The 19,163-nt window shown below is 64.6% G+C and carries 24 protein-coding genes; 10 read left to right on the plus strand and 14 right to left on the minus strand.

The features are described from left to right. The first annotated feature begins 7 nt into the window (after positions 1-7). Positions 8-793, plus strand: a complete 786-nt coding sequence (locus AAFG07_RS00760) for a molybdopterin-binding protein (RefSeq protein ID WP_342725576.1) — start codon at positions 8-10, stop codon at positions 791-793. Positions 794-918: 125 nt separating this feature from the next. Here the strand turns inward: AAFG07_RS00760 and AAFG07_RS00765 are convergent, their stop codons facing one another. Both AAFG07_RS00765 and AAFG07_RS00770 read right to left on the minus strand, forming a co-directional pair. Then, on the minus strand, positions 919-2,097 hold the full coding sequence (locus AAFG07_RS00765) for a YbfB/YjiJ family MFS transporter (protein ID WP_342725577.1): 1,179 nt from the start codon (positions 2,095-2,097) through the stop codon (positions 919-921). A gap of 89 nt (positions 2,098-2,186) precedes the next feature. After that, positions 2,187-3,050, minus strand: coding sequence for an EamA family transporter (locus AAFG07_RS00770; RefSeq protein ID WP_342725578.1), 864 nt, complete (start codon positions 3,048-3,050; stop codon positions 2,187-2,189). Between the two features lie 267 nt (positions 3,051-3,317). On the opposite strand from AAFG07_RS00770, the gene leuB reads away from it, so the two are divergent. Both leuB and AAFG07_RS00780 read left to right on the plus strand, forming a co-directional pair. Further along, entirely contained in the window at positions 3,318-4,430 is a 1,113-nt protein-coding gene (gene leuB, locus AAFG07_RS00775) for a 3-isopropylmalate dehydrogenase (protein ID WP_342725579.1), read from the plus strand. 172 nt (positions 4,431-4,602) lie between these two features. Further along, positions 4,603-5,583, plus strand: a complete 981-nt coding sequence (locus AAFG07_RS00780; RefSeq protein WP_342725580.1) for a lysozyme inhibitor LprI family protein — start codon at positions 4,603-4,605, stop codon at positions 5,581-5,583. Positions 5,584-5,670: 87 nt separating this feature from the next. On the opposite strand, the gene AAFG07_RS00785 is transcribed toward AAFG07_RS00780, so the two are convergent. After that, positions 5,671-6,078, minus strand: a complete 408-nt coding sequence (locus AAFG07_RS00785; RefSeq protein ID WP_229169609.1) for a hypothetical protein — start codon at positions 6,076-6,078, stop codon at positions 5,671-5,673. 178 nt (positions 6,079-6,256) lie between these two features. Beyond that, positions 6,257-7,051 (minus strand): hypothetical protein, encoded by a 795-nt coding sequence (locus tag AAFG07_RS00790; protein ID WP_342725581.1) that lies wholly within the window; start codon positions 7,049-7,051, stop codon positions 6,257-6,259. 116 nt (positions 7,052-7,167) lie between these two features. Between AAFG07_RS00790 and AAFG07_RS00795 the strand changes: the two genes are divergently transcribed. Beyond that, positions 7,168-8,202 (plus strand): aspartate-semialdehyde dehydrogenase, encoded by a 1,035-nt coding sequence (locus tag AAFG07_RS00795; protein WP_092121443.1) that lies wholly within the window; start codon positions 7,168-7,170, stop codon positions 8,200-8,202. 29 nt (positions 8,203-8,231) lie between these two features. Next, positions 8,232-8,783 carry a TIGR00645 family protein gene (locus tag AAFG07_RS00800; protein WP_342725582.1) on the plus strand — a complete coding sequence of 184 codons (552 nt, stop codon included), beginning with the start codon at positions 8,232-8,234 and terminating at the stop codon, positions 8,781-8,783. 8 nt (positions 8,784-8,791) lie between these two features. Here the strand turns inward: AAFG07_RS00800 and AAFG07_RS00805 are convergent, their stop codons facing one another. Beyond that, positions 8,792-9,448 carry a carbonic anhydrase gene (locus tag AAFG07_RS00805; protein WP_342725583.1) on the minus strand — a complete coding sequence of 219 codons (657 nt, stop codon included), beginning with the start codon at positions 9,446-9,448 and terminating at the stop codon, positions 8,792-8,794. A gap of 142 nt (positions 9,449-9,590) precedes the next feature. Here AAFG07_RS00805 and AAFG07_RS00810 point away from each other — a divergent pair, with 142 nt between their 5' ends. Continuing rightward, positions 9,591-10,469 (plus strand): CoA ester lyase, encoded by an 879-nt coding sequence (locus AAFG07_RS00810; protein WP_342725584.1) that lies wholly within the window; start codon positions 9,591-9,593, stop codon positions 10,467-10,469. Between the two features lie 362 nt (positions 10,470-10,831). Here the strand turns inward: AAFG07_RS00810 and AAFG07_RS00815 are convergent, their stop codons facing one another. The 3 genes from AAFG07_RS00815 to AAFG07_RS00825 form a co-directional block, all read right to left on the minus strand. Continuing rightward, positions 10,832-11,620 carry a hypothetical protein gene (locus tag AAFG07_RS00815; protein WP_342725585.1) on the minus strand — a complete coding sequence of 263 codons (789 nt, stop codon included), beginning with the start codon at positions 11,618-11,620 and terminating at the stop codon, positions 10,832-10,834. Positions 11,621-11,713: 93 nt separating this feature from the next. Then, positions 11,714-12,316: a 3-isopropylmalate dehydratase small subunit gene (gene leuD, locus AAFG07_RS00820; RefSeq protein ID WP_092121464.1), complete on the minus strand. Its 603-nt coding sequence runs from the start codon at positions 12,314-12,316 to the stop codon at positions 11,714-11,716. An 86-nt stretch (positions 12,317-12,402) separates the two neighbouring features. Continuing rightward, positions 12,403-12,801 (minus strand): metallopeptidase family protein, encoded by a 399-nt coding sequence (locus AAFG07_RS00825; RefSeq protein WP_342725586.1) that lies wholly within the window; start codon positions 12,799-12,801, stop codon positions 12,403-12,405. A 114-nt stretch (positions 12,802-12,915) separates the two neighbouring features. Here AAFG07_RS00825 and AAFG07_RS00830 point away from each other — a divergent pair, with 114 nt between their 5' ends. Continuing rightward, complete coding sequence (locus AAFG07_RS00830) at positions 12,916-13,242, plus strand: hypothetical protein (protein WP_097676939.1); 327 nt, start codon at positions 12,916-12,918, stop codon at positions 13,240-13,242. Positions 13,243-13,265: 23 nt separating this feature from the next. Here AAFG07_RS00830 and AAFG07_RS00835 read toward each other — a convergent pair whose 3' ends face one another. Then, entirely contained in the window at positions 13,266-13,487 is a 222-nt protein-coding gene (locus AAFG07_RS00835; RefSeq protein WP_342725587.1) for a hypothetical protein, read from the minus strand. A gap of 309 nt (positions 13,488-13,796) precedes the next feature. Between AAFG07_RS00835 and AAFG07_RS00840 the strand changes: the two genes are divergently transcribed. Both AAFG07_RS00840 and AAFG07_RS00845 read left to right on the plus strand, forming a co-directional pair. Further along, on the plus strand, positions 13,797-14,039 hold the full coding sequence (locus AAFG07_RS00840) for a hypothetical protein (RefSeq protein WP_342725588.1): 243 nt from the start codon (positions 13,797-13,799) through the stop codon (positions 14,037-14,039). 127 nt (positions 14,040-14,166) lie between these two features. After that, positions 14,167-14,520, plus strand: coding sequence for a hypothetical protein (locus AAFG07_RS00845; protein ID WP_342725589.1), 354 nt, complete (start codon positions 14,167-14,169; stop codon positions 14,518-14,520). Between the two features lie 130 nt (positions 14,521-14,650). Here AAFG07_RS00845 and AAFG07_RS00850 read toward each other — a convergent pair whose 3' ends face one another. Together AAFG07_RS00850 and leuC are read right to left on the minus strand one after the other, a co-directional pair. Then, entirely contained in the window at positions 14,651-14,860 is a 210-nt protein-coding gene (locus AAFG07_RS00850) for a hypothetical protein (protein ID WP_298374211.1), read from the minus strand. A 107-nt stretch (positions 14,861-14,967) separates the two neighbouring features. Beyond that, positions 14,968-16,374 carry a 3-isopropylmalate dehydratase large subunit gene (gene leuC / locus AAFG07_RS00855; RefSeq protein WP_342725590.1) on the minus strand — a complete coding sequence of 469 codons (1,407 nt, stop codon included), beginning with the start codon at positions 16,372-16,374 and terminating at the stop codon, positions 14,968-14,970. Between the two features lie 28 nt (positions 16,375-16,402). On the opposite strand from leuC, the gene AAFG07_RS00860 reads away from it, so the two are divergent. Next, entirely contained in the window at positions 16,403-16,564 is a 162-nt protein-coding gene (locus AAFG07_RS00860) for a hypothetical protein (RefSeq protein WP_342725591.1), read from the plus strand. Positions 16,565-16,776: 212 nt separating this feature from the next. Here AAFG07_RS00860 and rplS read toward each other — a convergent pair whose 3' ends face one another. The 3 genes from rplS to AAFG07_RS00875 form a co-directional block, all read right to left on the minus strand. Further along, a complete protein-coding gene (rplS, locus tag AAFG07_RS00865) occupies positions 16,777-17,157 on the minus strand; it encodes a 50S ribosomal protein L19 (RefSeq protein WP_342725592.1) in 381 nt (126 codons plus the stop codon). Positions 17,158-17,265: 108 nt separating this feature from the next. Further along, entirely contained in the window at positions 17,266-18,027 is a 762-nt protein-coding gene (gene trmD / locus AAFG07_RS00870; protein WP_342725593.1) for a tRNA (guanosine(37)-N1)-methyltransferase TrmD, read from the minus strand. 9 nt (positions 18,028-18,036) lie between these two features. Further along, the gene (locus tag AAFG07_RS00875) at positions 18,037-19,119 is read right to left on the minus strand and encodes a zinc-binding alcohol dehydrogenase family protein (RefSeq protein WP_342725594.1); all 1,083 of its coding nucleotides are present in this window, start codon (positions 19,117-19,119) and stop codon (positions 18,037-18,039) included. Between the last annotated feature and the right edge of the window lie 44 nt (positions 19,120-19,163).

The following is a 19,163-nucleotide window of genomic DNA, read 5'->3' on the forward strand; positions in this document are numbered from 1 at the left end:
GGGTGTGATGGGTCGTCTCAGAAAACTCCTGATCCCCGGTGTCGACAAGAAGCAGCTGGTGCGCGATGCGGTGAAGACGATGCCGGAGCTGACACGCCGCCGCTTCATCACGGCGGGGACCAGCCTCGGTGCGCTGACGCTGCTGACCGGCTGCGACGTGGTCGATTCGTCGTCGGCGGAGGAATTGCTGAAGAAAGTCTCGAAGTTCAACGACGCGGTGCAGGCCTGGATGTTCAATCCGGATGCGCTGGCGCCGACCTTCCCCGAGAGCATGATCACCAAGCCGTTTCCGTTCAATGCCTATTACGACCTCGACGATGCGCCTGACATCGCAGGCGCGGACTGGAAGCTCGAGGTGCGCGGGCTGGTCGAGAACAAGAAATCGTGGACGCTCGACGAATTGTACAAGCTGCCGCAGGTCAAGCAGGTGACGCGCCACATCTGCGTCGAAGGCTGGAGCGCGATCGGCAGCTGGACCGGCACGCCCTTGCGCGATTTCCTCACGCTGGTCGGCGCCGACACGCGCGCCAAATATGTCTGGTTCCAGTGCGCCGACAAGGACGGCTACAATTCGCCGCTCGACATGCGCACGGCGCTGCATCCGCAGACTCAGATGACGTTCAAATTCGGCGATCAGATCCTGCCGCGCGCCTACGGCTTCCCGATGAAGATCCGGGTGCCGACCAAGCTCGGCTTCAAGAACCCGAAATACGTGCTCTCGATGGAAGTCACCAACGACTACAAGGGCGGCTACTGGGAAGACCAGGGCTACAATTCGTTCAGCGGGAGTTGACTCATTGTCGTCCCGGCGAAGGCCGGGACCCATACTCCGCGGCCGTGGGAACGAGCAGGCGGGGAGACGCTTCCTTCCACCAAAACCGGTTGTGGTTATGGGTCCCGGCCTTCGCCGGGACGACGCTAGGAGGGGACCTTCCGCTGAAACGCCGACAGCACCGCCCCCAGCGCCAGCATCGCGGCCGAGACATTCAACGCAAATGACAGGCTGCCGACGGCGTCGGTGATGGCGCCGACCACGATCGGGCCGAGCGTCTGGCCGATGCCGAAGGCGATGGTCACCGCCGCAATCGCGGTCGGCCAGGCTTCCGGCGGGTAGTTGAGACGCACGAAAGCGGTGGTCGAGCCGACCACCGCAAAGAACGCGACGCCGAACACCAGCGCCGAGATTGCGAGCAGCAGCGGCGAATGCCCGAAGATCGGCAGAGCTGCGCCGAGCGCGTTGACGCCGAGGATGATGGTGGTGGCGAGCCCGCCGCGGTCGAGCGCCAAAACCCGCCGCCAGACCCATGGCGTCACGAACGCGCTGACGCCGATCAGGCTCCAGAACGCGCTCTGTGCACCCGCGCCGCCGCCACCGTCGCGGACATAGGCGATCATGAAGGTCATGTAGGCGATGTAGCCGGCGCCGAACAGGAAATAGGCGGCGAGGTAGATCAGGACCGGCATCGCAGCGAATTTGGTCCGCACGATGCCACCCGCGGCAGTATTGGCGTGCAATGGCGCAAGCAGCAGCGGCACGGTCATGATCGCGGAGAGCAAGGTCATCGCCCACCACACGATCCACCATGAGCCGGCGCCAAAACCCTGCAGCACGTAGGGCGCGATCAGGCCGGATGCCAGGATGCCGACGCCCGGCCCGGCATAGAACAGGCTGAGCAGGAAGTTGGCGCGTTCCGGCCGCGACTGCGCGATCGTCGCCGCCAGCGCGCCACCGCCGACGAAGCCGATCGCGGCGGCGAAGCCGACCAGCAGGCGGGCAAAGCTCAGCACGGCGAAATTGCCCGAGATCGCGCACAGCGCCAGCGACAGTACGCAGGCCAGCGTCGACCAGCGCACCGAGGTGGCCAGCCCGAAGCGCTGGATCAGGCGCGAGGCGAACAGCGCGCCGACCAGATAGCCGGCGGCGTTGATCGTGTTCATGAAGCCGGCGGCCGAATAGGACCAGGCCAGCGCGTCGCGCATGTCGGGCAGCACCAGCGAATAGGCGAAACGGCCGATGCCGAGACCGACCGTCGGTGCGAGCGACAAAATAAGGATCAGCCGCGCGGGATGCGGGTAGGACGGGGCGGGGGCTCTCACAATTTACTCCGGCAATGCGCCCATTGTGGCAGGCCGCGCCGGTCCTGCCCAGCGCCATGGGCAGCAACACTGTCTTGCGTATCGGGCAATCAGGCGATCAGGACCAGCGCGACGCCGGCGACGGTCAGCAGGGTTCCGGCGACGATCCGCGCGGTGATCTCGACATGCTTGAGCATCATCGCGCTCAGCGCCACGGTCACCAGCGGGTAGATCGCAGCGAGCGGCGCCACCAATGTGATCGGGCCGTTGCGGACCGCGGCGAACAGGCTGAGCGCGCTGAGCCCGTTGCTGATCCCGGTCAATGCAAACCAGAAGCGGCCGTCGCGCGGCGCCTGCACCATGAAGCTGCCTTTGCGGATCCGCTGGACTGTCAGCAGCACGATTGACGACATGATGTAGCCGACCAGGCAAGCCCATAGCGGGCTCGGCCAGATCGCCAGCCCGAGCTTGGCAATCGGGGGCACGATGCCGCGCACCAGCGCGCTGGCGAGCGGCAGCAGCAGGGCCCAGCTGCGCCAATGGCCGAGGTCGCGGGGTCGGGTCGCGGTGATGATCGCAGCCCCGGCCACCGCGACCACGAGGCTGATCAGCTGTTGCGGCTCGAGCGGCTCATGCAGCAGCACCACGGCGGCGGCGACCGCAAGCAGCGGCGCCAGATTGCCCAATGTCGAGGTGATGACAGGTCCGAGCGCCCGGTTCGAGGCGAAGGTCAAGAGCGTCAGCGAGGCCGGGAAGAACAGGCCGATCGCCATGAAGATCGGCAGGCCGCGCCAGACCACCGGCTCGCCATGCATGATCAGCGGCGACAGCACCAGGAACAGCAGGGTGAAGGACGGCACGCTGATCGCGGCGCCCGACAGCGGCTCGACAGTGCGCAGGCCAAGCTGCGCCAGCACGACGCCGGCGCCAAGAAAAATGGCCGAGGCGAAGGCGTAGATAATGGCTGCGGTCATGAGGTCCGTCTTGTTGGCTTCTTTTGGGGCGCGGTTGGCTCTTGGCGGGCCATTTTGGCCCTGCGACGGTGCCTTGCCAATCCGCCCGGGGCGTTTTAGCACTCGGCCGGATTTTCCTCCGCTCGTCATGCCCGGGCTCGACCCGGGCATCCATCCATCTTCAAGGGCTTCTTCGAAGCGGGATGGATTGCCGGGTAATCCGTGCGGGGACGCGCTTCGCGCTCTTGCCCGGCAATGACGACAAACAGCTACCTAGAGGTAACGACCATGGCGACCCATAAACTGCTGCTTCTCCCCGGCGACGGCATCGGCCCCGAAGTGATGGCCGAGGTGCAGCGCATGATCGACTGGCTGAATGCGCAGGGCATCGCGAAGTTCGAGACCGAGCAGGGCCTGGTCGGCGGCTCGGCCTATGACGCGCACAAGGTGTCGATCTCCGAGGGCGACATGGCAAAGGCCAATGCGGCCGATGCCGTGATCTTCGGCGCGGTCGGCGGTCCGAAGTGGGACAGCGTGCCCTACGAAGTGCGCCCCGAGGCCGGCCTGCTGCGGCTGCGCAAGGATCTCGGCCTGTTCGCCAATCTGCGTCCGGCGGTGTGCTATCCGGCGCTGGCAGATGCCTCGAGCCTGAAGCGCGAGGTGGTCGAGGGCCTCGACATCATGATCGTGCGCGAGCTCACCGGCGGCGTCTATTTCGGCGAGCCGAAGACCATCACCGATCTCGGCAACGGCCAGAAGCGCGCGATCGACACCCAGGTCTACGACACCTTCGAGATCGAGCGCATCGGCCGCGTCGCCTTCGATCTGGCGCGCAAGCGCAAGAACAAGGTGACGTCGATGGAAAAGCGCAACGTCATGAAGTCGGGCGTGCTCTGGAACGAGGTCATGACCCAGGTGCATGCACGCGAATACAAAGACGTCACGCTCGAGCACCAGCTCGCCGATTCCGGCGGCATGAACCTCGTCAAGACGCCGAAGCAGTTCGACGTCATCGTGACAGACAATCTGTTCGGCGACATGCTGTCCGACATCGCGGCGATGCTGACGGGGTCGCTCGGCCTGCTGCCGTCGGCTTCGCTCGGCAAGGAGGACGCCAAGACCAAGGAGCGCAAGGCATTGTATGAGCCGGTGCACGGCTCGGCGCCTGATATCGCAGGCAAGGGCCTCGCCAATCCGATTGCGATGATCGCCTCGTTCGGCATGGCGCTGCGCTATTCCTTCGGCATGGGCGAACTCGCCGACAAGGTCGATGCCGCGATCGCCGCCGTGCTCGCCAGCGGACTGCGTACCGCCGACATCAAGTCGGCTGGCACCACGTCCGTCAGCACGGCGCAGATGGGCGAAGCGATCCTGAGGGAATTGCAGAAGCTGCACGCGTAAGGCTTATGCGGTCATTCCGGGCGGCGCGATCCGTCCCGGAATGACAACACCAAGATACTCAAAAATGCCGGACTCGCCGGCATTTTTCTTGAAATTGCCGCGGCCCTTGCTAGGCGTGTGAATATCGGCGCAAAGCGAACACGCGGTGCCGGTCTACCCAGGAGCGCGATGCGTGCGTGCCGTCGGTATTGCCGTTGCATCGATATTGTTCGCGCATCCAGCCCTCGCGATCGATTGCGCGACGGCAAACAGTGCCGCGGAAAAAGCGATCTGTTCAGACCCTGAAGCACGCAGTGCCGATGAGGCGCTTGGCAAGGCATACATTCAACTGCGCAATTCGCTGTCCGCCAATGCCGCGGCCGTCTTGCGGCGTTCTCAGACCGAATGGATTCAATCACGCGACGCGGTCTGCGGCGCCCCCACGGCAATCAAGCCATTGTCCGAGTGCCTTGCGCTGCAATCCAGGGAGCGGCAAAGGTTTCTGGACGGAAGGCCGCGTGCCGGCGATGTCGCCGACCGTCTGTTCCGGCGGCTATTCATCGCGCGGCCGGCGAAGAACGGTTCGGCCGATCTTTCCATCAGCGCAATCGAATTCGTAGGCGGAGGCGATTGGCAATCGCGGCTGAACGGAGCGATCGACGCCGCAGTCAAGCGAGCGACCGCCACCGCCGAAGCGGCAAAAGAAAATCCGGGACGCCACGACAACTATGAGGTTGGTCTGGAGATCGACCTCCCCTACGCGTCCTCGCGGCTGGTTTCGGTGCACGTGACGAGCGAAAGCTATATCGGGCAGGCCCACCCGGATTCGGGCTCTTACAACATCAACTTCGACAGGACGCTGAACCGGCAACTGAGGTTCGACGATCTTCTCGCCGAAGCCAGCGCAAAGCCGATTTTCGAATTCTGCCGATCGGAGGTCGCGAAGCAGAAAAGGGAGCGATCGGATGACGCCGATCACTGGAAGGATGACGTCGAACTGACGGAAGTCAGCGAGAATTCAAAGGACCTTAAGTCTTGGAGTTTCGACGCCACGGCAGCCGTCGTCGACTATGGCTCCTACGGTTTCGGAGGGTACGGGCAATGCATGTGCAGCTGCACGATTCCGTATTCGATGCTGCGTCCGCTCGTGAAAAAGGACTTTCCGCTTCCCTAGTGGAAGGCAGGTCACAGGCGTTGCGCCATCAACAAAAAATGCCCGGCCAGAGCCGGGCATTTTTATATCGGCTGTTCGCCGAAATTCTCAGTACAGCGGGAAGCTCCGCGGATAGCCGCCGAGGTCGGCCGGCGGACTGAGCGGCTGGCGGTCGATCGGGCGGTTGTTGTTCTCGCGCGCGAACGACGGATAGCCGACATCCGGCGGGTAGGCGTAGTCGTTGAACTTGCGGTCGCCCGGCAGCACTTCGGTGCCGGCGTCGAGCCACGAGCGCGTGGTAACGTAAACGCGGGTGCGCGGACCCTGCTGATAGACGCGGTTCGGACCCTGCGCGCCGTAGTAGCGGCGGCCATCACGGTCATACTGCTCTTGCTGCTTGCGCTTGCTCGGGGTCTGCTGCGCGCTGGCCGCGGTCATGCCAAACGCGGTTGCGGTGACGGCAGCCGCGGCAAGCAACACCACGAGCTTGTTCGCGGCAGGGAATTTCAAGGTCATCGCATCCTCGTCATTACGGCCCCCTTGGGGGGCTGGCGCATCAGCCAAAATCACTCGGAACACATTGTAGCCATGGAGGGTGGGGCGTCACTAGGTCAATTGCGCCACACCATCAGAGATAATGCGTGTCCAAGCGCAAAAGTTTCATGAAAACCAGTGCCTTGCCACGGTCTCGCCATCAAAGAGCGCCGCGCAGAAGCGGGTTCTCGCTGCCCATCACCCAGTCGGCCGACAGGGCGGGCGGGCCGGAGGTAACGCAGTCGGTGCGCCGCAGCTCGGCATGCGCGAACAGCGCGGCGAGCCGCGGGTCGCTGCCAGCGGCCAGCAGGGTCAGCCGGTTCAGCATGCAAATGATCGTGGCGCGCTGGGCCGGCAGGCTGGCGCCCTGGCAGGTCCAGCCGGAGATGCGCAGATCGGGCGCGTCGGCCTGTTTGAGGAAGCCGAGGCAGGCGCGGCTGCCGTCCTGCCGCGTCGGACGCAGCAGGGTGACACCGCCGAACTTGCTGTCGACGGTGCCGGCGGCCTCGAGCTCGCGGGCACGGCCGGGGTCGAGCCGCCCGGCGATTTCGGTCACCGCAGGCCCCATGGCCTCGCTGCCGGGGCGGTAGATTTCCAGCTCGGCTGCCGGCGCGCCATTGGCATCGGTCCAGCGGAAGACGTCCTTGCGGCCGCCCTCGGGGTGCCTGAAGATTTCGTAAGTCTCTGTTTTATCTCGCGGATCGAGCCTGCTGACGGCAAAAGCCGGCGCCGAGCGGCCAGCCAGGCTCCAGCCTGCGGCCGGAGGTGCGGCCAGCGCGGTTGCGTCCGGCAGTTGCTTCCATAGATAGACGCCGAGGGCGGCGAACAGCGCGAGCACGGCGACATAGGCGAACAGCCGGGAGAGCGTGGCGTACACCTCGTCGACGAAGCTCGTCAGCGCTGACGGATTTCTCGTATGATGGGGCGCGGCCGGATCGGCCCGAAATAAACGCATCAAAACGCTCAAGAGCTACGCAACGTTGTCTTGACGGGGTTTCTCGCATAGAAGCGCTGCCTCTTCCCTTTCCGCAGCTTGCGGGGGAACGGGCATTTTTCGTCGGAGAGTGAACGATGGGTTACAAAGTCGCGGTGGTCGGAGCGACCGGCAATGTCGGGCGCGAAATGCTCAACATTCTCGACGAGCGCAAATTCCCCGCCGACGAGGTCGTCGTGCTGGCCTCGCGCCGCAGCGTCGGCGTCGAGGTCTCCTATGGCGACCGCACCCTCAAGGTGAAGGCGCTCGAGCACTATGACTTCTCCGATGTCGACATCTGCCTGATGTCGGCCGGCGGCTCGGTCTCCAAGGAATGGTCGCCCAGGATCGGCGCGGCCGGCGCGGTCGTGATCGACAATTCCTCGGCCTGGCGCATGGACCCCGACGTGCCGCTGATCGTGCCGGAGGTGAACGCGGATGCGGCCGCCGGCTTCACCAAGAAGAACATCATCGCCAACCCGAACTGCTCGACCGCGCAGCTCGTCGTGGCGCTGAAGCCGCTGCACGACAAGGCGACGATCACGCGCGTCGTGGTCGCGACCTATCAATCGGTGTCGGGCGCCGGCAAGGATGCGATGGACGAATTGTTCTCGCAGACCAAGGCCGTCTACACCAATGACGAGCTGATCAATAAGAAGTTTCCGAAGCGCATCGCCTTCAACATCATTCCGCAGATCGACGTCTTCATGGAAGACGGCTACACCAAGGAAGAGTGGAAGATGATGGCGGAGACCAAGAAGATCCTTGATCCCAAGATCAAGCTGACCGCGACCTGCGTGCGCGTGCCGGTCTTCGTCAGCCACTCCGAGGCCGTGAACGTCGAGTTCGCCAACCCGATCACGGCGGACGAGGCGCGCAACATCCTGCGCAACGCGCCGGGTTGTCTCGTGATCGACAAGCACGAGCCGGGCGGCTACGTCACGCCCTATGAGGCGGCCGGCGAGGACGCGACCTATATCAGCCGCATCCGCGAGGATGCGACGGTGGAGAACGGCCTGTCGTTCTGGTGCGTGTCGGACAATCTGCGCAAGGGCGCGGCGCTGAACGCGATCCAGATCGCGGAAGTCCTGATCAACCGCAAGCTGATCACCGCGAAGAAGAAAGCGGCCTAAAGGCGGGGACCAACGGGGGGGGCGCAACCATGTCGGAACAGCTGGCTCCCACCCCATCGAGCTCTCCGACGCCGCGCATCATGCGCGGCTTCGAATATGTGCTGTTCAACAGCCGCTGGCTGATGGCGCCGTTCTATGTCGGCCTGGTGGTGGCGCTTGCCGTGCTGCTGCTGAAATTCGCGCGCATGCTCTGGGAGTTCGTCCTGCATGCGTCCGGCTACAAATCGACGGAAGTCATCCTCGATGCGCTGGCGCTGATCGACGTCACGCTGGTCGCCAACCTCATTCTGATCGTGGTCTTTTCGGGCTACGAGAACTTCGTCTCGCGCATCGACACGTCGGGCAACCCGAACTGGCCGATCTGGATCACCAAGATCGATTTTGCCGGGCTGAAGCAGAAGCTGTTGGCGTCGATCGTCGCGATTTCAGCGATCCACGTGCTGGAAGCGTTCCTGAACATCGATGCCGCGTTCGACGCGACGCGGATGACCTGGCTCGTCGCCGTGCACCTGGTCTTCGTGATCTCGGCGCTGTTGCTGGCGCTCTCGGATCGCTGGGGCGGCTATCACGGTGACGAGTAGCCGAGCGGCTACGCGCCGGCCTTCATGGCATCGGCGACGCTGATGAATTCCTTCGCGACCCGGTCGAGCACGAACAGCGAGCCCTCGGCGACGCCGAAATAGGCGCCGTGCAATTGCGTCTCGCCGCTCTCGACGCGCTCGCGCACGAACGGGAACGTCATCAGGTTCTCCAGCGAGCGGAACACCGCGGCCTTCTCGATGCGGGTGACGAAGTCCTGCATGCTCTCGTGATCGCGCTGCTCGACGATCTCGCCGGGCTTGATGAACATCTGCATCCATTTGCCGATGAAGTCGCCGGGCGTGAGCGGCTTGATCCTGTCGACGAAGGCGCGGATGCCGCCGCACTGGGCATGGCCCAGCACCACGATGTTCTTCACCTTCAGCACGGTCACGGCATATTCCAGCGCGGCCGAGACGCCGTGCGCATTGCTGTCGGGCTGATAGACCGGAACCAAGTTGGCGATGTTGCGGACCACGAACAACTCGCCGGGGCCGGCATCGAAGATCACTTCCGGAGAGACGCGGGAATCGCAGCAGCCGATCACCATGGTCTCGGGAAACTGGCCGCGCTCAGACAGGTCCCGGTATCGCGACTGTTCGGTCGGCAACCGCTGGGTCGCGAAGGTCCGGTAGCCGTCGATCAACTGCTTCGGAAAGGAATTCATGGCCTCTGGCTAACCACATGCCGGTGACTGGAACAAGACTTTCGGCGTGCATCCTGAGATGATACGGCAGCGTTGAAAGATGGTTCCGCCCAATGCCCAAACAATGGACAGTGGCGGAGCCCGAGCCCCAAGGAGAATGCCGATGACCCGTCCGCGCCGCAGCCTGTTGTTCATGCCGGGATCGAATGCACGGGCGCTGGAGAAGGCCCGCACGCTGGCGGCGGACGGCATCATCCTCGACCTCGAGGATTCCGTTGCCCCCGACGCCAAGGCCACAGCGCGCGAGCAGATTGCCAAGGCGGTCGCCGCGAAGGGCTTCGGCAAGCGCGAGGTCCTGATCCGTATCAACGCGCTCGACAGCCCGTGGTGGGTCGACGACATCGGCATGGCCGGCAAGGCGCAGCCGGACGGGATCCTGGTTCCGAAGATTTCCACCGTCGACGATCTCAACGCGGTCGCCGATCGCCTCAGCGACATCAACGCGCCTGCCTCGATCCGGGTCTGGGCGATGATCGAGACCGCACGTGCCGTGCTCGACGCCGACAAGCTTGCCGCGGCATCGAAGGACTCCGAGGTCCGGCTCGCCGGCTTCGTGTTCGGGCCGAACGACATTGCGCGTGAAACCCGGATCCGGATGAAGCCGGGCCGGGCGGCGATGATCCCGATGATCACGCATTGCATCCTGGCGACCCGCGCGCACGGGCTCGAGATCCTCGACGGCCCCTATGGCGACATCAGCAATATCGACGGCTTCGCGGAGGAATGCGCGCAGGGCCGCGATCTCGGCTTTGACGGCAAGACGCTGATCCACCCGAGCCACATCGACGCCTGCAACGCGATCTTTACGCCGCCGGAGGCCGAGGTCGCTGAGGCGCGCAGGATCATCGCCGCGTTCGAGCAGCCGGAGAACGCCTCGCGCGGTGCGATCCAGCTCGACGGCCGCATGGTGGAGCGCCTGCACGCCGAGATGGCGAAGCGCACCATCGCGATCGCGGACGCGATCGCCGCGATGGGGCATTGACCTTACCCTCCCCTGGAGGGGGAGGGTCGACGCGAATGAAATGAGCGGCGGGGTGGGGTGACGGTCTCTCCACGGATACTCCGCCCGTGTTGAGAGATCACCCCACCCCGGCTCGCATTTCGCTACGCTCAACGCGATCCGACCCTCCCCCTCCAGGGGAGGGTGATTATCGTGCCCCAAGCCTCTCCGACGCCCATGATATGCCATGGCCGCGGGGCGTCCGCATGATTTCGGAATAATAGAAGAATACCGCTGATTTGCCCGACGAGTCAAGCTGCCATGCCGAGCGCCGGCAGCCGCCGGCTACTTTGCATGGGGTTGTTTTCGATATTTTGGTGGTGCGCCCCTCCAGGGGAGGGTGACTAACCTCCAAACTTCTCCGAAGCCCAGGCATAGAGGCTGCCCGGGATCGGCGCCTCCTTGCCGCGTCCCTTCGGGGAAATGTGAAGGCCGACAATTTCGGGATCGTTCAGGTAGCGCGAAAAATCCGACGGCTCGAAGAACAATCTTGGCTCGGCGTGAACCGCGTAGAACGAGCGCTTCGGCAGCGCGTGCTGTAACTCGCCTTCGCGGCGCGCGAGCGCGGTGAGCGCTGCGGGGCCGTAGATCGCGATGCGGATATCCGAGAGGCGATTGGATTTGCCGCGCAGCTTGCGCATCGCGAAGGTCAGGCGGTGACGCAGCGCCAGCCAGTCCGGCGTCAGCTCGTCCTGCTGCATCAGCGCTTCGAATGCGCGCACGATCGGATCGTTGTGCGGCAGATACAGCACGGAGTTGCCGAGCTGCCGCGGCCGTTCCCAGGCAAAATACGGCTTTGCCGGATCGATCTCGACCGGCTTCAAGAGCAACACATCGGCGTCGAGCCAGAGCCCGGCGCGCTGTGTCATCAGCCGCATGCGGAAGAAGTCGCTGAATTGCAGGATGGTCCAGTCGCGCCACGAACCGTCGCGCTCGGCCGGGCGCAGCCGCTCCGAGAACGCATGCGGCAGCACCGCCTCGGCCTCGGCATTGCCGATGCCGTCCGGCAGGCCGGGAATTGGATCGAAACTGTAGACGGTGACCTTGTGACCGGCCGCCACCTGCGAGCGCAGACAGGTCCGGCGCAACGCGTCCATCGAGCCGTGCCAGAAGGTGACGATGTCAGGCAGCATGGGCGTCAGCCATCAGCAGGTTCGTGAGAAGACAATCTCGCAAAGAAAAGCCCCGGCGCCTGAAGGCACCGGGGCGCGATGACAGGCTGCGCCTCAAGCCCAGGCGCGCTCCTTGAGCTTGGCCTCGTAGGTGTCGATCGACGACTTCTTCTCCATCGTCAGGCCGATGTCGTCGAGGCCGTTGATCAGGCAGTGCTTGCGGAACGCATCGATCTCGAACTTCACCGTGCCGCCGTCGGGGCCGCGGATCTCCTGGTTGGGGAGATCGATGGTCAGCGTCGCATTGGCGCCGCGCTCGGCATCGTCGAACAGCTTGTCGAGGTCCTCCTGCGACACGCGGATCGGCAGGATGCCGTTCTTGAAGCAGTTGTTGTAGAAGATGTCGCCGAACGAGGTCGAGATCACGCAGCGGATGCCGAAGTCGAGCAGCGCCCAGGGCGCGTGCTCGCGGCTCGAGCCGCAGCCGAAATTGTCGCCGGCGACCAGCACCTTCGCATTGCGATAGGCGGACTGGTTGAGGACGAAATCGGGGTTCTCGCTGCCGTCATCCTTGTAGCGCTGCTCGGAGAAAAGCCCCTTGCCAAGGCCGGTGCGCTTGATGGTCTTGAGGTACTGCTTCGGAATGATCATGTCGGTGTCGACATTGATGATCTTCAGCGGTGCCGCGACGCCTTCCAGCGTGGTGAACTTGTCCATCGGTGCTCTTCCCGGGCAAAAATAGGGGATAGGGGCCGGATGTTTATCGCGAATGCGACAGCGGTAAAAGGGCCATTTCTGCAGGCCTAGCCCGCATCGGCCTCAATAGCCTCCATATCGGCGTCGGAGAGGCCGAAATGGTGCCCAATCTCATGGATCAGCACGTGGCGGACGATGTGGCCGAGGGTCTCGTCGTGCTCCGCCCAGTAATCCAGGATCGGCCGCCGGTAGAGCCAGACCAGGTTGGGGAGGCGGGCCACATCGCCATGGCTCTGCTGCGGCAGGCCGATGCCGTGAAACAGGCCGAGCAGATCGAACTCGCTCTCGGCCTGCATCTCGTCGAGCACCTCGTCGGTCGGGAAGTCGTCGACACGGATGATCAGGCCCTCGCAGAGGACCCGGAACGCCTCTGGCAGGCGCTCGAAAATCTCGTGCGCCATGGCCTCCATCTCGGCGAGCGAGGGGGCTTTTGCTGTGGTCCACATGACACTCCTTTAGCGCGAGTGGCTCAGCCGGCGCCAGCGCAGTTGACCTTGGCGGTGCAATGGGAGACCGTGCGGCCCAAGATTGAGGCTCAAGAACGGGGCTTGGGTGGCGTGATGAAACGGATCGTGGCGGCAACGCTGTTGGCGGTAGCAGTCGGGCTTTCGCTTCCGGCCGGAGAGGCGCGGGCACAGAGCGCGGCGGCCGAAGCGCGCATCGGTGAGCCGGCGCCGGTTGTGCGCGAGCGGGTCGTCGAGCACCGCCGGCTCAGGCGGGTGCCGATCTACCGGTCGCGGCCCGATCATTGGGAACCGGATGTCATCCCGCGCTACAATCCCGGTCCGAACGCCGTGCGCGATTGCACCGCGACCTATGTGCAGGAGCACCGGCCGAGCGGCACCGTGATCACGCCGCGCATGAACTGCTTCTGGCGGCCGGGCTAGAGCGCATTCGCGCGAAGCGGAATCTAGTGCAAATGTCGGCGCGCTGCGCCGATCAGTCCGGCCGCGACGACCGCTCCCACCGTTCCATAGACCGCGAGCGCCATCAGCACTTGCGTGAGCTGGCTCGCCGTTCCCATGCCGCCGCCCGGTCCTTGCGAGGCGAGCGCGACATCAACTGAAATCATGGACCCAGCGAGCGTTGCCGCGCCGAGTGCCAGCCATTTGCGCGGGCCTTGTTGAGTCATCGGCGATCTCCTGCGCGAAGCTCCTTACAACATACGACCATTGTCTATGCCGGTTTTACGCACAGACACGAAAATTCCAGCGGCTGCGTTGGAACCTGCGTGCGCCAGCGGCATTCACCATCGTGGCGCAGTCATTCACATCCCATTCACGTCGCCTGCACTCTGCTTGCGATCTGCGTCGCGGCAACGGGGGTCGATTCGAATGCCAGAGCGTTTTCGAGCGAAGTTCTTCGCGTGAAGAAAACGTCAAGGCAAGAAGCTCGAGTCGTCGTTGCAAGACGTGACATCAAGGGATCAAGGAGAAAACGTATGAAGGTGATGAAGGTTCTGGGGCTTGCGGCCGTCGGTGCCGTGCTGGTTTTGGCGGCACCGGCCGAGCGCGCGAACGCGATGTCGCTTGCGACTCCGGGCGCCGCCGCAACGGTTCAGGACAACGCGAACCAGACGACCACGCAGGTCCGCTATGGTCATGGTCATGGCTGGCATCGTGGCTGGGGTCGTGGACATCACCGTGGCTGGGGCTGGGGCCATCGCCGCCACTGGCGCCGCTGATCGCGCGGCGTATCAGCGCAGTTGAGACACAGGCCCGTGAGCAGCGGGCCTGTTGCCGTTCTCAGCCATCAAACCGGCAGATTCGCGCGCGCGAGATGAGATCAATCGCAATCTGCAGGAGTTGATCATGATGAGATGGATCTGTGTTGCCGCGGTCGCTTGTGCATTCGCGCTGACGGCGCCGGCATTGGCAACCGCCGCGGCATCAGCCAAGCCGCAGGCCGCGACACAGCAGCGGCAGGCGGGCAAGGCGACCGACTTCAGCGCGCAGCGCCATCATCGCCATTACCATCGTCACCATTATCACCAAGGCTACTATTACCAAGGCTACCGGCCTTATTACCGGCCGTACTACCAGCCCTATTCCTATTACCGGCCGTACGGCTCCTATTATTACGGACGGCCCTATTACTATCGACCGTACCCATATGCGGTGCCGGCGCCGTTCACCTTTGGCTTCGGGTTCGGCCCGTTCTGGTGATGCAGCCGGCCGCGCTGCGATCGTCGCCGACATTCCCGCTCGGCCATACGGGGTCTATTGGTAAGGTCTGAAACGACAGCGGGCGCCAAGCGGCGCCCGTTTCTTCAGGTCACTCTCGCTGGAGAGCGCGCTAGTCCCAGTTCTTCAGCTTCCAGGACTTTATCTTCCACGGCGTCAGGTTTTCCATCCGCCATTGCGTCCAGCGCTCCGGCGGCCAGTGGCTGAGGCGCGAGGTTTCCTTCACCTCGGGAAGCGGATCGATGATGCGTGGTGCGGCGCGGCGGCGCTTCTGCCGCGTCGCCTCACTGATCATGTCGACGAATTCGTTCTTGTCGGCCACGTCCGGCTCCCCACGAAGCTTGTGTTCGCAAGGAGCCAGTGTGCGTGCGCCCCGTTAACGAGCCGTTTCCGAAACGGCTCGAGCTTGAGGCGAAAACCGCGCTTACCCTACCGCCAGTCGCGGACGTCGACGAAATGGCCCGCGATCGCGGCGGCCGCGGCCATCGCGGGCGACACCAGATGGGTGCGGCCCTTGAAGCCCTGGCGGCCCTCGAAGTTGCGGTTCGAGGTCGAGGCGCAGCGCTCTTCCGGCTTCAGCTTGTCCGGGTTCATCGCCAGGCACATCGAGCAACCCGGCTCGCGCCATTCGAAGCCGGCCGCAACGAAGATCTTGTCGAGGCCTTCGGCTTCCGCCTGTTCCTTCACGATGCCCGAGCCCGGCACGATCATCGCGTTGACGTTGGCGTTGACGGTCTTGCCCTCGGCGATCTTCGCGGCGGCGCGCAGGTCTTCGATGCGGCCGTTGGTGCAGGAGCCGATGAAGACGCGGTCGAGCTTGATGTCGGTGATCTTGGTGCCGGCGGTCAGGCCCATATATTTCAGCGCACGGTGCTTGGAGAGCCGCTTCGCCTCATCCGCGATCTTGTCGGGATCGGGCACGAAGCCGGTCACCGAGATCACGTCCTCAGGGCTCGTGCCCCAGGTGACGATCGGCGGCAGCTTTGCGGCGTCCAGCCGGAGTTCGTGGTCGAAATGCGCGCCCTCGTCGGAGCGCAGCGTCTCCCAGTAGCGCATCGCGGCATCCCAGGCCGCGCCCTTCGGCGCCTTCGGGCGGTCGCGGAGGAAGTCGAACGCCTTCTGGTCGGGCGCAACCAGGCCGGCGCGCGCGCCGCCTTCGATCGACATGTTGCAGACCGTCATGCGGCCTTCCATCGACAGCGCACGGATCGCCTCGCCGGCATACTCCAGTACATAGCCGGTGCCGCCGGCGGTGCCGATCTCGCCGATGATCGCCAGGATGATGTCCTTGCCGGTCACGCCTTCAGGCAATTTGCCGTCGACGATCGCGCGCATGTTCTTGGCCTTCTTCTGGATCAGCGTCTGCGTCGCCAGCACGTGCTCGACCTCGGAGGTGCCGATGCCGTGCGCGAGCGCGCCGAACGCGCCATGCGTCGAGGTGTGGCTGTCACCGCAGACGATGGTGGTGCCGGGCAGCGTAAAGCCCTGCTCCGGGCCGATGACGTGGACGATGCCCTGACGCTTGTCGAACTCGTTGTAATATTCGATGCCGAATTCCTTGGCGTTCTCCGCCATCACCCGCATCTGCTCGATGCTCTCGGGGTCGGGGTTCGGCTTCGAGCGGTCGGTGGTCGGGATGTTGTGGTCGACGACGGCGAGCGTCTTCTCGGGCGCGTGCACCTTGCGGCCCGCAGCGCGCAGGCCTTCGAACGCCTGCGGCGAGGTCACCTCGTGCACCAGGTGGCGATCGATATAGAGCAGGCAGGTGCCGTCCTCGGCCTCGTGGACCAGATGGTCGTTCCAGATCTTGTCGTACAGCGTGGTCGGTTTGGACATGAGCTTCAGCTCCAGAAGAAATTCAGTGGTGAATGGCGTTAAGCGCGTCTCGGCGCGCGAGCAGGCGACAGCGTCCAGGCAGCGTTACGCTGCGCGCGTAAGCTCAGACGTTGCCGACGTCGCAAAGCGTCCGAAGAAGCGGCCGGGCAACCGCGAGCGATCGTCGATCACGACGCGCTGGCAGGTCTGACTTGCTTGATCCGGAACCATTCTAAATTTCTAACACAGGGCTTGCGCCCGCGACAATCGATCGATGCTCGGGCCTGTCCATCAGATAGGTATGCCGCAACAAAAAAGCGCGGGGCAGGCCCCGCGCTTTTGGTCACATCCGGTTGTCGTTTGACGCGTTTTCTTGACGCGAACTGGTCCCCACTTCGCTCGAAAACGCTATGAAGGGGAACGTTACTCGCCGACGGCGGTCTGGCGGTCCTGCTTCTCGACGATGCGGGCCGACTTGCCGCGCAGGCTGCGCAGGTAATAGAGCTTGGCGCGACGAACCTTGCCGCGACGCACGACCTTGATCGAGTCGATCATCGGCGACATCACCGGGAAAACGCGCTCGACGCCCTCGCCGTACGAAATCTTGCGCACGGTGAAGCTCTCGTTGAGGCCGTGGCCGGAACGGCCGATGCAGACGCCTTCATAGGCCTGCACGCGGGTGCGTTCGCCTTCGACCACCTTCACGTTGACGATGACGGTATCGCCGGGGCCGAATTCCGGAATGGTCTTGGCGGCGGCGAGCTTGTCGAACTGCTCTTTTTCGAGCTGCTGAATCAGGTTCATCGAAATCTCCATCGGCGGCGCGCCCAGCCTGTGCGGGCTGCGCAAACGTCCATCTATCCTGCGCGTGTGCGGATTAGGCCGTGCCTATAAGGCAAAGCGCAGGGTTTGTCACCCGTCTGTCGTGTTTTTTGTCCCTCGCCGGGCCGCTTTTTGGCTGGCCTTCCGGGCCCAGAGATCGGGCCGCCGGGCCGCCGTCAGGGCCTCGGACTGGGCCAGCCGCCAGGCCGCGACCTTGGCGTGATCGCCGGAAATGAGGATTTCCGGGATCTGGCGGCCCTCGAACTCCTGCGGACGGGTGTATTGGGGGTATTCCAGTAGTCCTTCGGAAAAACTCTCCTCGGTTCCCGAGGCCAGCTTCCCCATCACCCCCGGCAACAGGCGGACGCAGCCGTCGATCAGGGCCATCGCCGCGATTTCACCGCCGGACAGCACGTAATCGCCGATCGAGACCTCCTCGAGCCCCCGAGCCTCGATGACCCGCTGGTCGATGCCCTCGAAACGGCCGCAGACGATCAGGGGGCCAGGTCCGGCCGCCAGCTCGGCGACGTGGCTCTGGGTCAATGGCCGACCCCGCGGGCTCATCAGGAGGCGCGGGCGGTCCTGCGCAATATCAGCGGCGTCGATCGCTGCCGCCAGCACGTCGGCCCGCAGCACCATGCCCGGGCCGCCACCGGCCGGCGTGTCGTCGACGCTGCGGTGCCTGTCGGTCGCCGACGCCCTGATGTCGCGCGCCTCCAGCGCCCAGAGACCACTGGCCAGTGCCTTGCCGGCCAGGCTCACGCCGAGCGGTCCCGGAAACATCTCCGGGAACAGGGTCAGCACGGTGGCGCGCCATGGGATCGCTTGGGATGGGGTCTCTTGCGATGTCATGGCCTCTGGTTACGGCACCACGGCCGTGAGGTCGAGGCTCTGCATCATCGCGGCCGCGTCCACCGCGCGGCGGAAGTCGGCGAGATTGAAGGTCGCGACGTTGATCTTGCGCAGGTCAAGCAGGCCTTCGGCGGCGAGGCCGGCCAGCTGGCCCGGCGCCGTGCGATCGTACATGAACTGCCCGACCACCTCCCAGTCGTTGGCCAGCATCTCGCGGAACGCGAGTTCGAGCGGCACCTCGGCGCTGCCCATCAGCACCATCCGGCCGCCACGCCGGAGCGCGCGCAGAGCGGACAGCGTGGTCGAGGTGCTCTTGGCGGCGCCGAGCAGGTCGAGCGCGACATCGGCGCTGCCGCCGGCGGCGCGGCGGATGATCTGAAGGTCGGCGGCGGCATCGCCGGTCACCACAGCGGGAATGACGCGCGGGCCGAATGCATCGCGCAACTGCTCGAGCGCGGCCTGCTTGCGTCCGACCGCAACGACGCGGCCCGCGCCCATCGCGACCGCGAGCATCACGCCGCCCGAGCCGAAATAGCCGGTCGCGCCGTTCACGATGATGGTCTGTCCGCCGCGCAGGCCGGTGCGCTGCAATCCGCCGAACGGCACGATCAGTTTTGCCAGCCCGATCAGCTCGGTCGCCGGTCTGTCGTCGAGATTGGCAAGCGGCGTGACGCAGGCGGCAGGCCAGTGCGCGATCTCGGCAAACACGCCGTCGCGCCAGCGCGCCTGCAACGCGAACGCCTCCGGCGTCGTCACCGTGGCGGTGAGGCCGATCAGGATCTGCGGCGGATCGCGATCCGGCACGTCGCCGCGCAGATGCGGGCTGAGGAACACGCGGTCGCCGCTCCGCACATGCGTGACGTTCTCGCCGGTGGCGACGACGCGCGCGATCGCGTTGGTGCCGGGCACGAACGGCATCGGCGGCAGGCTGTAGGGCAGCGCGCCGGATAGAAGCTTGTTGGTATATGACAGCACCATGCCGGCCTCGACCCGGACCACGACGCCATCGGGCGCGGGCCCGGGCGTTGCGACATCCTCGAAGCGAAGATCATTGTGGGCGTGTAGCCGCCAGGCCTTGTGCGTGCTTGTCATGGTTTTTGCTTTCAGTTGGTCGTCCCCATCGACACAACGGACTA

The organism is Bradyrhizobium sp. B097 (assembly GCF_038957035.1).
Classification (GTDB): Bacteria; Pseudomonadota; Alphaproteobacteria; order Rhizobiales; family Xanthobacteraceae; genus Bradyrhizobium.

Coding starts and splice junctions, on each gene's coding strand:
- leuD (WP_092121464.1), bottom strand. CDS start 12,316: ATGGACAAGTTCACCACGCTGGAAGGCGTCGCGGCACCGCTGAAGATC.
- AAFG07_RS00815 (WP_342725585.1), bottom strand. CDS start 11,620: ATGCTGCCTGACATCGTCACCTTCTGGCACGGCTCGATGGACGCGTTG.
- AAFG07_RS00875 (WP_342725594.1), bottom strand. CDS start 19,119: ATGACAAGCACGCACAAGGCCTGGCGGCTACACGCCCACAATGATCTT.
- AAFG07_RS00760 (WP_342725576.1), top strand. CDS start 8: ATGGGTCGTCTCAGAAAACTCCTGATCCCCGGTGTCGACAAGAAGCAG.
- leuB (WP_342725579.1), top strand. CDS start 3,318: ATGGCGACCCATAAACTGCTGCTTCTCCCCGGCGACGGCATCGGCCCC.
- AAFG07_RS00840 (WP_342725588.1), top strand. CDS start 13,797: ATGAAGGTGATGAAGGTTCTGGGGCTTGCGGCCGTCGGTGCCGTGCTG.
- AAFG07_RS00770 (WP_342725578.1), bottom strand. CDS start 3,050: ATGACCGCAGCCATTATCTACGCCTTCGCCTCGGCCATTTTTCTTGGC.
- AAFG07_RS00835 (WP_342725587.1), bottom strand. CDS start 13,487: ATGACTCAACAAGGCCCGCGCAAATGGCTGGCACTCGGCGCGGCAACG.
- AAFG07_RS00805 (WP_342725583.1), bottom strand. CDS start 9,448: ATGAATTCCTTTCCGAAGCAGTTGATCGACGGCTACCGGACCTTCGCG.
- trmD (WP_342725593.1), bottom strand. CDS start 18,027: ATGACATCGCAAGAGACCCCATCCCAAGCGATCCCATGGCGCGCCACC.
- AAFG07_RS00830 (WP_097676939.1), top strand. CDS start 12,916: ATGAAACGGATCGTGGCGGCAACGCTGTTGGCGGTAGCAGTCGGGCTT.
- AAFG07_RS00800 (WP_342725582.1), top strand. CDS start 8,232: ATGTCGGAACAGCTGGCTCCCACCCCATCGAGCTCTCCGACGCCGCGC.
- AAFG07_RS00785 (WP_229169609.1), bottom strand. CDS start 6,078: ATGACCTTGAAATTCCCTGCCGCGAACAAGCTCGTGGTGTTGCTTGCC.
- AAFG07_RS00825 (WP_342725586.1), bottom strand. CDS start 12,801: ATGTGGACCACAGCAAAAGCCCCCTCGCTCGCCGAGATGGAGGCCATG.
- leuC (WP_342725590.1), bottom strand. CDS start 16,374: ATGTCCAAACCGACCACGCTGTACGACAAGATCTGGAACGACCATCTG.
- AAFG07_RS00790 (WP_342725581.1), bottom strand. CDS start 7,051: ATGCGTTTATTTCGGGCCGATCCGGCCGCGCCCCATCATACGAGAAAT.
- AAFG07_RS00795 (WP_092121443.1), top strand. CDS start 7,168: ATGGGTTACAAAGTCGCGGTGGTCGGAGCGACCGGCAATGTCGGGCGC.
- AAFG07_RS00810 (WP_342725584.1), top strand. CDS start 9,591: ATGACCCGTCCGCGCCGCAGCCTGTTGTTCATGCCGGGATCGAATGCA.
- rplS (WP_342725592.1), bottom strand. CDS start 17,157: ATGAACCTGATTCAGCAGCTCGAAAAAGAGCAGTTCGACAAGCTCGCC.
- AAFG07_RS00845 (WP_342725589.1), top strand. CDS start 14,167: ATGATGAGATGGATCTGTGTTGCCGCGGTCGCTTGTGCATTCGCGCTG.